This is a genomic window from Eubacterium sp. AF16-48 (genome assembly GCF_003479405.1).
GTDB lineage: Bacteria > Bacillota > Clostridia > Lachnospirales > Lachnospiraceae > Eubacterium_G > Eubacterium_G segne.
In genome coordinates this window covers 1-13,744 of sequence record NZ_QUHB01000005.1, presented here as the reverse complement: position 1 = coordinate 13,744, position 13,744 = coordinate 1, and the positions used below count along the sequence as shown (strand labels likewise).

The 13,744-nt window shown below is 35.2% G+C and carries 14 protein-coding genes, 1 tRNA gene and 1 pseudogene; all 16 read left to right on the top strand.

Annotated elements, in window-relative coordinates:
* Nucleotides 1-15 precede the first annotated feature (15 nt).
* Nucleotides 16-687, top strand: coding sequence for a response regulator transcription factor (locus tag DWW68_RS06950; RefSeq protein WP_004851516.1), 672 nt, complete (start codon nucleotides 16-18; stop codon nucleotides 685-687).
* Nucleotides 687-1,730 carry a HAMP domain-containing sensor histidine kinase gene (locus tag DWW68_RS06945; protein WP_118589293.1) on the top strand — a complete coding sequence of 348 codons (1,044 nt, stop codon included), beginning with the start codon at nucleotides 687-689 and terminating at the stop codon, nucleotides 1,728-1,730. Before DWW68_RS06950 ends, DWW68_RS06945 begins: the two co-directional genes overlap by 1 nt.
* Nucleotides 1,731-1,761: 31 nt before the next feature.
* A complete protein-coding gene (locus tag DWW68_RS06940) occupies nucleotides 1,762-2,826 on the top strand; it encodes an FUSC family protein (RefSeq protein ID WP_118589294.1) in 1,065 nt (354 codons plus the stop codon).
* Nucleotides 2,816-3,388: a CDP-alcohol phosphatidyltransferase family protein gene (locus DWW68_RS06935; RefSeq protein ID WP_118589295.1), complete on the top strand. Its 573-nt coding sequence runs from the start codon at nucleotides 2,816-2,818 to the stop codon at nucleotides 3,386-3,388. The genes DWW68_RS06940 and DWW68_RS06935 overlap by 11 nt, the downstream gene beginning before the upstream one ends.
* Before the next feature lie 432 nt (nucleotides 3,389-3,820).
* Nucleotides 3,821-4,069: pseudogene (locus DWW68_RS06930) on the top strand (DUF4368 domain-containing protein); the annotation flags it as partial.
* Nucleotides 4,070-4,306: 237 nt separating this feature from the next.
* Entirely contained in the window at nucleotides 4,307-4,582 is a 276-nt protein-coding gene (locus tag DWW68_RS06925; protein ID WP_118589297.1) for an HNH endonuclease, read from the top strand.
* A gap of 90 nt (nucleotides 4,583-4,672) precedes the next feature.
* Nucleotides 4,673-5,167, top strand: coding sequence for an O-acetyl-ADP-ribose deacetylase (locus DWW68_RS06920; protein WP_118589310.1), 495 nt, complete (start codon nucleotides 4,673-4,675; stop codon nucleotides 5,165-5,167).
* A gap of 461 nt (nucleotides 5,168-5,628) precedes the next feature.
* Nucleotides 5,629-6,924 carry an ABC transporter substrate-binding protein gene (locus DWW68_RS06915; RefSeq protein ID WP_199641184.1) on the top strand — a complete coding sequence of 432 codons (1,296 nt, stop codon included), beginning with the start codon at nucleotides 5,629-5,631 and terminating at the stop codon, nucleotides 6,922-6,924.
* Nucleotides 6,925-7,058: 134 nt separating this feature from the next.
* On the top strand, nucleotides 7,059-7,985 hold the full coding sequence (locus DWW68_RS06910; RefSeq protein WP_118589299.1) for a sugar ABC transporter permease: 927 nt from the start codon (nucleotides 7,059-7,061) through the stop codon (nucleotides 7,983-7,985).
* Nucleotides 7,985-8,911 carry a carbohydrate ABC transporter permease gene (locus tag DWW68_RS06905; protein WP_347497897.1) on the top strand — a complete coding sequence of 309 codons (927 nt, stop codon included), beginning with the start codon at nucleotides 7,985-7,987 and terminating at the stop codon, nucleotides 8,909-8,911. The genes DWW68_RS06910 and DWW68_RS06905 overlap by 1 nt, the downstream gene beginning before the upstream one ends.
* 24 nt (nucleotides 8,912-8,935) lie before the next feature.
* Complete coding sequence (malQ, locus tag DWW68_RS06900) at nucleotides 8,936-10,426, top strand: 4-alpha-glucanotransferase (protein WP_118589300.1); 1,491 nt, start codon at nucleotides 8,936-8,938, stop codon at nucleotides 10,424-10,426.
* 122 nt (nucleotides 10,427-10,548) lie between these two features.
* Entirely contained in the window at nucleotides 10,549-11,577 is a 1,029-nt protein-coding gene (locus DWW68_RS06895; protein WP_118589301.1) for a LacI family DNA-binding transcriptional regulator, read from the top strand.
* 14 nt (nucleotides 11,578-11,591) lie between these two features.
* Nucleotides 11,592-12,206 (top strand): YesL family protein, encoded by a 615-nt coding sequence (locus tag DWW68_RS06890; RefSeq protein ID WP_158576828.1) that lies wholly within the window; start codon nucleotides 11,592-11,594, stop codon nucleotides 12,204-12,206.
* A gap of 432 nt (nucleotides 12,207-12,638) precedes the next feature.
* Entirely contained in the window at nucleotides 12,639-12,767 is a 129-nt protein-coding gene (locus DWW68_RS13810) for a hypothetical protein (protein WP_279220111.1), read from the top strand.
* Nucleotides 12,768-12,896: 129 nt separating this feature from the next.
* Complete coding sequence (locus tag DWW68_RS06885; RefSeq protein ID WP_021951985.1) at nucleotides 12,897-13,151, top strand: helix-turn-helix transcriptional regulator; 255 nt, start codon at nucleotides 12,897-12,899, stop codon at nucleotides 13,149-13,151.
* A gap of 43 nt (nucleotides 13,152-13,194) precedes the next feature.
* A tRNA-Tyr gene (locus DWW68_RS06880) sits at nucleotides 13,195-13,278 on the top strand.
* Nucleotides 13,279-13,744 lie beyond the last annotated feature (466 nt).

Here is a 13,744-nt window from a genome sequence, read left to right as displayed (position 1 = left end):
AGGAGGAAGAAAATCGTGTTTCAAATATTAATTGTAGAAGATGATAAAGAATTAAGCCAGCTATTCCAAAAAGTGCTTGAGAAGAATGGATATCAGGTCAAAAGTGCATCGGATGGAGCACTGGCATTAGAAATATTGGATAAAGAGTATATTGATCTGATCATTTCCGATATTATGATGCCGGTTATGGATGGTTATGAACTGGTGTCGGAACTCCGTTCAGCAGGATATCAGATACCGGTACTTATGATCACTGCGAAAGGTTCCTTTGATGATATGCGCCAGGGATTTCTTTCGGGAAGTGACGATTATATGGTAAAACCGGTAAATGTGAATGAAATGGTTTTAAGAGTTGGAGCACTGCTTCGCCGTGCACAGATACTGAATGAACACAAAATTGTGATCGGTTCAACAGAGTTTGATTATGATGCAATGACGGTTACAACTGATAAGGAAAGTCTTGTTTTGCCTAAAAAAGAATTCCTGCTTTTATATAAGCTTGCAGCTTCGCCAGGCAGAACATTTACAAAACAACAGTTGATGGATGAAGTATGGGGATACGAGACGGAGGCAGACCCACATACGATAGAGGTACATATAGGAAGAATCAGAGAGCGTTTTAAAGATAACCCTGATTTTGAAATCGTAACAATGCGTGGAATTGGATACAAGGTGGTGAAAAAATAATGGAACAAAAGAAAGAAAAAGGATTGCGGATCCGATCCTGTCTGACTGGTGCAATTTGGCTGGCACTTGTATTTTCAACAGTCATATCTGCTTTATTATTTGCTTTTTTGAATCATTTTTTTAATCTGCCGGGCAGCATACCTGTGCTTGGCTGGCTTTTGATTTTCAATACATTGATTGCAGGGCTGATCACTTCTTTTATTAATGCAAAGTTACTGGAACCAATTACCAGACTTAGTAAAGCAATGAAGGAAGTTTCTCAGGGAGATTTTGAACAGCATTTGGAAACGAACAGCCGTATAGCAGAAGTTGGAGAATCTTATCAAAGTTTTAACGTTATGACAAAAGAACTTCGTGCAACGGAGGTGTTGCAGATGGATTTTGTATCTGATGTTTCTCATGAGTTTAAGACCCCGATTAATGCCATTGAAGGATATACAATGCTGCTTCAGGGAGAAGAACTGTCTCCGGATCAAGAGGAATATGTAGAAAAAATCTTATTTAACACCCAAAGACTTTCCGGATTGGTTGGTAATATTTTGCTGTTATCCAAGTTAGAGAATCAGAATATACCAATGAAAAAAACAGAATATCGCCTGGATGAACAGATCCGCCAGGCATTTCTTTCATTGGAAACAAAATGGACAGAAAAAGAAATTGGTTTTCAGGTAGAATTGGAGGAAGTTAAATATACTGGGAATGAAGGACTTTTTATGCATATCTGGATAAATCTTTTGGATAATGCGATTAAGTTCAGCCCTTCAAAGGGGACAATTATGATGTTTTTGAAACAAGAACAGGATTCTGTTAAGTTCATTCTGGAAGATGAAGGACCAGGAATAGAGGATGATGTAAAATCCAGAATATTTGACAAGTTCTATCAGGTAGATGGATCTCATAAAGCAGAAGGAAATGGTCTAGGTCTTGCACTTGCAAAACGGATTGTAGATAGTGCTGGCGGGACAATCAAGGCAGAAAACCGGGAATATGGTGGATGCAGATTTGTTGTAGAGCTTCCAATACAGAAAGATGAGGCCATATAAGTTTAAGAAAAACAGATAGAGGAGGAATTACATGACATTTTATCAGGAATTGCAGTTAAATCAGGCAGGTTCTAAAAATCTGTTGAAAAAGAGTGAAACAGTGAAAGAAAAATCATATCATATACTGGTATATTTGGTAAAGATAGCTGTTACAATGGCATTTTGTTTTTTATTTGTTACTATTTTCAGTATCTTATTTGGAAATGAGAATAGTATTGTGGGTGTAGTAGTTTTATTATGCCTTATGGTATTTCGGAATGCGGATCTGGGGATCCACACCGGACAATCTACGATGCTTTTGGCTTTGTTCTTTGTAATTATGACTGTATGTCCGCATTTAGCAAATCAGTTTTCACCGGTATTGGGAATGCTGTTAAATATTGCGGCACTGGCTGTGTTGATTCTGTTCGGATGCCATAATCCATTCATGTTTAATCAATCTACATTGGTTCTTGGGTATCTACTGCTATATGGTTATGATGTTACGGGAAAAAGCTATCAGATGCGATTAGTCGGAATGGCTTTAGGTGCAGCACTTACCTGCTTCGTATTTTATCGAAATCATAAAAACAGAACCTATAAAAGAAATCTGAAAGATCTGATACAAGAATTTGATATCATTTCTTCCAGAACAAAATGGCAGATATGTCAGATTTTATGCGTACCGATTGTCCTTTGCATTGCAGAACTTTGTAATATGCCACGTGCAATGTGGGCTGGTATTGCGGCCATGTCCGCAATTTTGCCGTTTATGGAAGATATGCACTACAGAGTCCGTAAAAGGATTGTCGGAAATATTGCAGGTGTTATATGTTTTACAGTATTATATTTTCTGCTTCCTTCGTCAATCTATGCATATATAGGAATTCTTGGTGGAATCGGTGTAGGATTTTCAGCACAATATGGTTGGCAGGCAGTATTTAACACATTTGGTGCTTTAGCCATTGCTGCAGAGACTTATGGACTACAAGGAGCGGTTAGTCTTAGAGTGATTCAAAATGTTTTTGGTGTTGTGTTTGCTTTAGCATTTTGTGTTATATTTTATTGGTTTATGTCTAAAAAAAAGGAAAGTGAGGTGACCGTACATGCAGAGTGAAGTGAATCAGGAAGAAAATTTGAATAGAATTATTACGGTTCCTAATCTTCTTTCTTTTTTTCGGCTTTGTCTGATTCCGGTAATTATATGGAGTTATTGTGTAAAGAAAAATCCTCTGTTAGCTGGTGAAATCTTATTGCTGTCTGGTCTTACGGATCTTGCTGATGGATATATCGCAAGAAGATTCCATAGGATTAGTAATTTAGGAAAAATACTTGATCCGGTGGCTGATAAGCTGACACAGGCAGCGATGTTAATCTGTCTGTTTACTCGTTTTCCGCATGTGCTTCTTTTAATCGTAATAATGGCAGGTAAGGAGCTGTATATGGTAGTCAGTGGATGTCTTGTGATACAAAAGACAGGAAAAGTACATGGTGCAGACTGGCATGGAAAGATAGTAACCTTTTTATTATATGGAACTGCAGCGGTGCATATTATATGGTTCCACATTACACCGATGGTATCAAATCTGTTGATTGGTTTGTGCGCTATAATGATGGTCATATCGGTCGCTCTGTATATTATACAGAATACCAGGACTCTTAAAGGAGAGACTGTATAAGCAATTTTATATTGCAATGACTAGAAAAATATTTAGGAGAAGATAGATATAAACAGTAAGTCAAACACACAAACTATGGAGTCTTTAGTCGGTTTAATAAAATTTTAGATAGAAAATAAATCATTCAATGTCATTTAGATAAGGTTTTTTATGATGAAAACAGTATATCATATGCGTTCATGCATTGAAAATACTGTTCAGTTAAGAAATGCTGTATTTTTTGGTGAACTAATGCGTAGAAAGCAAGTGTATGATGAGTTCAAATCATTTTTTTGTGTATGACAAAAAGACAGATTGCATATCTGCCTCATAATGGTAACGAGATTTATGCAACCCGATACATGAAATCCCTATTTCTCTTTGGACTGAGGTGGATAGGATATTTTCGATTGTACCTGACAGGTGTCAGATCCTTTTGTATGAGAAGCATGGGCCAACCAGAAGCGCCTGCACGACCTGTCAGTGATGCAGAGCCGGGCGGACGCACAGGAAAGCGAAGTCCGCACCTTTATCAAGAAAATCCGGCGCTATGCTGCTATTGAAAAACTGGACGAGGCAGTATTGAACCGACTGATCAGCAAGATCCTGATTGGCGAGGCCAAGAAGGTGGATGGTCAGAAGGTGCAGAAAGTCAGGATCGTTTATAACTTTGTTGGAAAAATCCCGGAGATTGCAGCGTAAAAAGTAACTCCCCATCTCTCAGATATTGTGAGGGATGGGGAGTTATTTTTTCAAATATAGTTCAACGGCATTGTTCGATTATTAAACATCGCAGATTGCCGTATTCCATGGAAAAGCCAGTATGTATGCATCTCGTATCTATCAACCTTCTTCTTACTAAAAATGACAAAGTAAACTACTGTCCTTTTGGGTCAATGACCGATTTTCCGTCTTCAAGATTCAAACGGTAAATTTTGGATGGCAAGGGAATTAAGGAGTGCTTTTGATACTGAACAATTTAAGTACTGTACGGAAAAACTGAAACAGCGGATAGAGAGGGATCCAGAATTTGCAAAGAAATTTATCCCAAGACAGCTTGAGCAAATAAAAGCTGGAGAACCTAGAATTTCAGGATTAACATGGCATCATAATGAAGTGCCTGGTAAAATGCAGTTAGTAAGTTCAGTAGATCATGAAAAATGTAGCCATACAGGTGGACGCAGTATTTGGGGTGGCGGTTCTGATTGTAGATAGGAGGAAAGTATGAGTATTGTATGGAAATATAAAATTGTCTCTAATGCCATTTGGGGCAGAGGTAATATAATAAACAGGCAGGTAAGAAAGATGTATTCGATTAAGACGATAAAAGGTGACATAACAAAAGTAACAGATGTGCAGGCAATCGTAAATGCGGTTAACAATTCACTTCTTGGTGGAGGTGGTGTAGATGGTGCAATTCATAGAGCAGCAGGACCGGAGCTTCTGGCGGAGTGCAGGACACTTCACGGATGTGAGACTGGAGAAGCAAGGATAACAAAAGGCTATAATCTGCCATGTGATTATGTGATACATACTGTAGGACCGATATGGAATGGTGGCAGAAATAAAGAAGAGGAACTTCTTGCTAACTGCTATTTTAATTCTATGAAGTTGGCGATGAATAATGGAATCAGGTCTATTGCATTTCCTTCTATATCAACGGGAGTATATAGTTTTCCGGTTGAGTTAGCAGCAAAGATTGCAGTACATACAGTAAATAGGTTCTTGCAGGATAATCCGGATTGTTTTGATCTGGTAATGTTAGATGATGCAATCCCAGCAGGTGCAAAATTGTATTAAGAGTATAAATGTCACATGGTTGTAAACTAGACTTTTTTAGCTATTTTCAGTTATCAAAGTACGGGTTTATTTTTTTAATCTAAGATAAAAAAATCAAAGTAAAATCACATCTAAAAATATTGAAAAAATATTAAAAATCATTCTTGAAATTCTAACAATCAAATAGAAAAAAGTCTTGTATAATAGTATATTTACTAGAAGGAAAAGTGATAAATATATTCTAACTGCATAAAAAAAACATAAAAACAGTCTCACGATTGTACAATGTGCATAAAAAAAGGACGAAAAATTAGCTAAAAGGCTGAATTGTGAAGAAATGGTGAAAATAGTATTGTAAACGTTTCCAAAAAGTGCTACCATCAGTACATAGGAAACGTTTCCAAACAGATTGTAAGTACAAACAATTATTTGGAAATGACGGAGAACCTAAATAGAAACTTTTAAGAAAAGGAGAAATGAATATGCGTAAGAAATTATTAGGTGTAGTATTGTGTGCAACAATGGTAGCAGGATTATTAGCAGGTTGTGGTAGCAGTTCAAAGAGCGAAAAAACAGGCTCAGATTCAAAGGGATCAGTTTACTGGTTAAACTTTAAACCTGAAGCAGATGAAGCTTTACAGGGAATTGCAAAGACATATGAGAAAGAAAAAGGAGTAAAGGTAAAAGTAGTTACAGCAGCTTCAGGAAACTACAATTCAACATTGACATCTGAGATGGGTAAGTCAGCAGCTCCAACATTATTTGTTGTTGGTAACCAGGCAGCAGTTAAGACTTGGAATGATTATTGCTTAGATCTTAAAGGTACAGATGTTTACAATGAATTAAATACAGATGCATTTAACTTAACAGATGAAAACGGTAAGGTTGCATCAATTGGTTATTGTTATGAAAGTTACGGAATTATTGTAAATAAGAAATTACTTAAGAAAGCAGGACATGAAATTACAGACATTAAGGATTTCGCTTCATTAAAGTCAGTTGCAGAAGATATTCACAAGAGAGCAGACAAGCTTGGATTTGATGCATTTACATCATCAGGTATGGATGATGCTTCATCTTGGAGATTTACGGGTCACTTAGCTAACATGCCTTTATTCTATGAAGGAAGAGATGACGGATGGAAGGAAGCCCCTGCAGAAATTAAGGGAACATATTTAGAGAACTTTAAGAATGTTTGGGATTTATACATCAACAACAGCAAATATAAAAAGAATACTTTAGCAACAGGTGGTTACGATGCTGAAGCCGAATTCAAGAAGGGCGAAGCAGTATTCTACCAGAATGGTACATGGGAATATGATGCTTTGAAAAAGTCAATTTCAGATGATGATATGCAGATGATTCCAATTTACTGTGGAGTTGAAGGCGAAGAAAAAGCAGGTCTTTGTTCAGGAACAGAAAACTGTTGGGCAGTTAATGCTAAGGCTTCAGAAGCAGATCAGAAGGCAACACTTGACTTTATGAAATGGTTAGTAACATCAGAAGAAGGAACAAAAGTTATGGCAGAACAGTTTGGTGCAATCCCTTATAAGAAGGCAGCAGACAGTGGTAACGTATTCTTAAAGAATGCTAACGATTTACTTGAAGCAGGAAACTACAATGTAGACTGGACATTCAACTACACACCTAACGTAGATGAATGGAGAGCAAGTCTTGTGGCAGCAATGAATAAATATGACGCAGGCGGATCATGGGATGATGTTAAGACAGCATTCGTTCAGGGCTGGGCTGCTCAGTACAAAGCTGCTAACAAATAATAAGATTTTAAATAAGAATAAAATTCATAATTAAACTATTAACACATTATGGGGCAGGCAGTGCCTGCCCCTTTATTAAAAAATAGAAAATTTTTAGAGTTTCTATTTTGAATAATGATTAGGAGGAGATTGAAGTGAAAGAAAAAAAGAAAAAACATAATGGTGGAACATCTGTTAATTCTAAACTTCTTCGTAAACCTATTCAAAGATGCTTTCTTTTATTTTTGGCACCTACATTTTTAGCATTTTGCATTGGATTTATATATCCTTTCCTTAGAGGTATTTATTTATCATTTTGCAAATTTGTTACAATAGGTGATGCTTCTTTTGTAGGTTTTAGAAATTATATGGATGCATTTCAGGATGCATCGTTTGTACATGCATTTTGGTATACAGCTTTGTATGCAATAGTATCCCTATTTATAATAAATGTGTTAGCTTTCTTAATAGCATATTTATTAACATTGGGGATTAAGGGAGCAAACTTATTCAGAACAGCATTTTTTATGCCTAACCTTATAGGTGGTATTGTTCTTGGTTATATTTGGAGTATGATTTTCAATGGCGTTTTAGGAAAAATTAATACTTCAATTCTTATGGAAACAAGATATGGCTTCTGGGGATTAATTATTCTTATGTGCTGGCAACAGGTAGGATATATGATGATTATCTATATTGCAGGTTTGCAGGCAGTTCCGGGAGAACTAATTGAAGCAGCAAAAATTGATGGTGCAACAAAATGGCAGACATTGACAAGAGTTACAATTCCAAATATTATGCCATCAATTACAATTTGTTTATTCTTAACAATAACAAATGGATTTAAACTTTTTGATCAGAACTTAGCTTTAACAAACGGACAGCCGTTTGAACAGTTAAAGGATGGTTCAGTTATAAAGACAACAGAAATGTTGGCACTTAACATTTACAACACATTTTACGGACAGTCTCTTACAGGTAAGGGAGTTGCCCAGGCGAAAGCCGTTATATTCTTTATCTTAGTTGCAGGTATATCAATTATCCAGCTTAAGGCAACAAGATCTAAGGAGGTGCAGCAGTAATGAACAATGAGAAAACAGTGAATTCAACAATTAAAGATTCTACAGTGAAAGCTACACCGAAAAAGAAAAAAATGAAAGAGACAAGTGAAATTCCATCAAAGCATGGAAAACTGTTGACTACAATAATGACAATTGTAACTTTAGTTTATGTTAGTCCTATATTTATTGTGTTAATGAACTCTTTCAAAGCTAACACCTTTGTAAAAACAGACACATTTGCATGGCCTACTGGTGAGGCGTTAGTAGGTTGGGCAAACTATATCAAAGGTTTTACATTTGGAAATTATCCGTTTTTTAAATCGGTATTATATAGTTTTGTAATTACAGTTTTATCAACAGCGTTAATTCTACTTTGTACATCAATGGCAGCATGGTACATAGCAAGAGTTGACAGCATAGTTTGTAAGATAGTATATTACTTATTTGTATTTTCAATGGTAGTACCATTCCAGATGGTAATGTTCACATTGTCAAATACAGCAGATTCATTGGGACTTAATACACCTTGGACTATTCCGGTTATATATTTAGGATTTGGTGCAGGTATGGCAGTATTTATGTTCACAGGATTTATTAAAGGTTTACCACTTGAGATTGAAGAAGCAGCAGCAATTGATGGATGTGGACCAATCAGAACATTCTTTATTGTTATTGTTCCAATGTTAAAACCAACATTAATATCTGTAGGTATTCTTGAAATTATGTGGATATGGAACGATTACTTACTTCCATATTTGGTTCTTGATCTTGATCAGTACAGAACTATTCCAATTCATATTCAGTACTTACAGGGAAGCTACGGCTCAGTAGATTTAGGTGCAATAATGGCACTTATCATTTTAAGTATTATACCTGTAATATTCTTCTACTTAACATGTCAGAAGCATATTATTAAGGGTGTAGCTGCAGGAGCAGTAAAAGGTTAATAAGATATAATATTAGGAGGGACTATGAGGGCTAGTGGAATTTTATTACCTGTTTCCAGTTTGCCGGGAAAATATGGCATAGGAAGTTTTTCTGAAGAAGCATATAAATTTGTAGATTTTTTGAAAGATTCCAAACAGCAATACTGGCAAATTCTACCTATAGGACCAACAAGTTACGGAGATTCTCCTTATCAGTCATTTTCAACTTATGCAGGGAATCCATACTTTATAAGTTTAGAAGAGCTGATTGAGCAGGGACTGTTAACAGAAAAAGAATGTGACAAGGTGGATTTTGGTGACAAAATTGACAAAGTAGATTATGAAAAGTTGTATAATGGCAGATTTAAACTTTTGAAAAAAGCGTACAAAAGAAGTAATATCCGTGAAAGGGAAGAATTTAAAAAGTTTAAAGATGAAAACCAATATTGGTTAAATGATTATGCAATGTTTATGGCTATAAAGGAAAGATTTAAAGGCCAAAGCTTTGACAACTGGGCAGAAGACATAAAACTCAGATGGGGATACTCAATGGAGTATTATCAGAATGAGCTAAAGGAAGAAATAGAATTTTATGAATTTGTTCAGTATGAATTCTATAGGCAATGGTACAAATTAAAAAAATATGCCAATGATAATGGTGTGAAAATTATTGGAGATATTCCAATATATGTAGCTTATGATAGTGCAGATGTGTGGTCACACCCTGAGTTATTCCAAATGGATGACAAAGGAAAAACTATAGCAGTTGCAGGATGTCCTCCTGATGGCTTTTCAGCAACAGGCCAGTTGTGGGGAAATCCATTATACAAATGGGATTATCATAAACAGACCAACTATGATTGGTGGATAAAAAGAATAGAGCGAAGTGTTCAGCTATATGATGTTGTAAGAATTGATCATTTTAGAGGTTTTGATGAATATTATTCAATACCTGCTAGGGATGAGGATGCAACTAATGGACACTGGGAAAAAGGACCGGGAATAGATTTATTTAATGCTATAAAATATTGTTTAGGTAATGTTAACATTATAGCTGAAGACTTAGGTTATATAACTGATTCAGTAAGACAGCTAGTTAATGATTCAGGATTCCCTAATATGAAAGTTCTTGAGTTTGCATTTGATAGCAGAGATTCTTCAGGTCCAAGAGAGTATTTACCATACAATTATAATAAGAATTGTGTAGTATATACAGGAACTCATGACAATGAAACACTAAAGGGATGGTTAGGTAGCATTGGACCGGAAGAGGTTGAGATGGTCCAAAAATATATTGGCAGAAAAACTGATGATAAAGATGAGCTGGTTGACGAAGTTATTCGTATGGCTCAGGCATCAACAGCCAATACATGTATTATTCCGTTACAGGATTATCTTCATTTGGACAATAAAGCTAGAATGAATCATCCTTCAACTTTAGGCGGAAATTGGTGTTGGAGAGTAAAATCCAGACAGATGACTAAAAAATTATCAGCTACTATTAAAGAACTAACAGTTCTTTATGGCAGAGGATAGAAATAAAATGATAAAAAGCTGCGAAAAAATTTCGCAGTTTTTTACATAATGATATATATATGATAAAATACCAAATTGTGGAATTAAAAAATTTTAGTACATTTAGATGAAAGGGGGAAGACATGGCAGATTTAACAATAAAAGACATAGCGAAAATATGTGGTGTTGGAATTAGCACTGTCTCTCGAGCAATTAATGATGATCCGGGTATTAATCAGAATACCAGAAAAAGAATTTTAAAAGTTATAAAAGAATATAATTACGTGCCTAATAATAGTGCAAGAAATTTAAAAATGACAGAATCTAATACGATAGCACTTTTAATTAAAGGTATAGATAATCAATTCTTTCAGGGGATGTTGAAAAGTTTTGAAGAAGAATTAAAAAAATTAGAGTACACGTTTTTACTTCAAGCTGTAGGGGAAGATCAGGATGAGGTAAGTGTAGCAGTACAGCTTGCCAAAGAAAAAAGACTTAAAGGTTTGATTTTCCTTGGAGGTCAGATGGACTATCTTGATACAAGATTAGAAGAAATAGGTGTGCCATATGTGTTATGTACTGTTGCGGTTAATATGATGGCTCCTAAAAGAAACTGTTCTTCAGTCTCTATTGATGACGAAAAAGAAAGTTACAAGGCGGTAGATTATCTTTGCAAGAAAGGTCACAAGAAGATTGCTATAATTTCAGGCAAAAGGGGTGATCAGGCAGTTGGTGGCCTTCGATTGAAAGGTTACAGAGAAGCTTTAGCAGATAATGGAATTGAAGTTAACAAAAATCTTATAAGATATATGAAAGATGACATTCCTGAATACTCAGTAGCTAATGGTTATCAGGTTACAAAGGAATTGTTACAGTCTAAAGAGGAATTTTCTGCACTTTATGCTATTTCTGACTTAACAGCATTTGGTGCGTACAAAGCTATTTCAGAAGCAGGGTGGAAAATACCTGATGACTATTCTGTTTTAGGGTTCGATGGGATTGAAATGTCAAAATATTTTCATCCATCACTTTCCACAATGAAGCAGCCATGTGAACAGATGGTAAAATCATCAATAGAACTGTTAATGAATCTTATAAATGGAAAAGATGAAAAGAAACAGTTGATTTTCCAAGCTGAACTTTTAGAAAGAGATTCCGTAAAAGAAGTATAGAGAGGAAGAAAAAAGTGTTTGGAATAGATAGTAAATTTTATGAAGTGGTATCAAAAATAGCAGATTTGGTAATTTTAAATTTGATATTTGTTTTGTGCTCGTTGCCTATAATTACTATAGGTGCTTCAACAACGGCACTTTACGGAGTGACTAAAAAGATGGCAGGGAACAGAGAAGGTTATATTTTAAAAAATTTTTTTCAATTGTTCAAGGAGAATTTTAGACAGTCAACGGTTATGTGGATTATATTATTAGTAGCAGCAGTGATTCCTACGATAGATTTATATATAATAAATAGTCTTAAAAAAACAGTAATGACAACAGCACTTAAAGGATTAATGCTTGCAGCAGCACTTACCGTTCTGTTCATTTTTTTATACGCCATGGCACTTCAAAGTACATTTGAAAATACTGTAAAGAACACACTTAAAAATGCATTACTTATGGGAATAGGTCATTTTCCATGGACTTTGATAATATTGCTTATAACGTTATTGCCAATTATATTGATTGTTCTGCTGGGAAAGACAGCGGGAAGTGTCGTATATGTAATGTTGTTTATTGGATTTGCCGTATTAGCATATTTAAATTCCTATATATTCAATCATATCTTTAAGAAGTATATGTGACAGATAATCATTGGGAGTGCTGCCAAGGCACTCCTTAAAGTTTTTATCATAATCTAGCCCATCCTTATGTATATGTATTTGCGAGCCTGTAACATGGGTAATATGCTTTCTGTTTATAGTGGCAGTCTGCATAGTATACAAAGGAGATTTCAGACAGGAGCAAACTGCAATAGCAGAATATATGGATAAATCTGTCAGCTTTTATAATTCAGAACTAAAAGAAGAAGGAATTTATAATATTCTGAAAATGGGAATAGCATTTTCAGGTAAAAAAGTAAGCATTAAGGCTAAATAAATATTAATTAAATTCTATTAATGAAATTTATACTTTCTACTACCGGAAGAATGACAAATTAAACAATATATGTTAAAGTATGAACTACAGAGAATGTTAAATGCGGTGGATAATCCATCGGGAAAGGAAAAGAGATCATGTTTGAGTTAAAATTTGCTAACAGCTATAACTATTATTATGAAGATTACAAGCTCGTTCAGGTATACGGACAGAGTCTTATTAATGTGCTCTCGAAAATGGTAAGCAAAAAGCAAAAATCAACATGATAATTATAGATGTCATTAAGACAAAATCATAATTAGAATTTAATTCACCGCTTATCTTTTTGAGAAGATAGGCGGTTTTTTTATTACTACTGGCAAATGAATCAATAAGTATAAGTGGAGGAAAAAAAGATGTGTATATTACCTATTATAGATACAGTGGGAACAGGAATAAGAATTATGAATTTACGAAAACAGTCAGGATTATCTGTTAAGGAGTTACAGAATATATTGGGATTTGCAACTCCTAATGCAATATACAAATGGCAAAATGGTGCGGCAATGCCAACATTGGATAATTTAATTGTATTAGCAGCAGTTTTTAACGTTCCCATTGATGACATTATTGTCACAGATAATAAATTAAATATATCAATAGGTGCATGAAATATTATGTACTAAAAAGAGTGAGTCCTAAGGGACTTATTATGGGCAGGTAAGTCTAGCGGCGAAGACGGCGGACTGTAAATCCGTTACATTAGAAACATCGTTGGTTCGAGTCCAACCCTGCCCACTAGGAAAAAAACAATCAGGTCAGGCAAATGATTGACAAACATATTTAATATATGTACAATTATTCATACCAAAAGGATAGGAAATAAAAGGATGACGAGTTGCTGTATGTGAATGTTGGACTCTCAGGCATTTTTGATTCCTAAAGGTACAATGTGTTTTTTTGTGGGAGTAATATCAGCATGCCAGGAAAAAAAATGTGCCGGGAAAAGACAGTAAGCAGATTGCACAAAGAGAAAGGATTCACAGAAATCCAAACAGTATCAGATTGTAGAAGGGGATGTTAAGGGGACGAAAAGGTGTAAATTGCTGTAGGGACAATAAACAGAATAAGCAAAAATTGGTGAAGAGGTGTTAGCAGAGGGCAACATCTCTTTTTTTTGGGGTGAAGGAAAAAAGTCTGCAATAAAAGAAGCTGACTTGTAAAAGTAAATTCCGTGTGAAAGACTAAATTCCACACCCTGTTA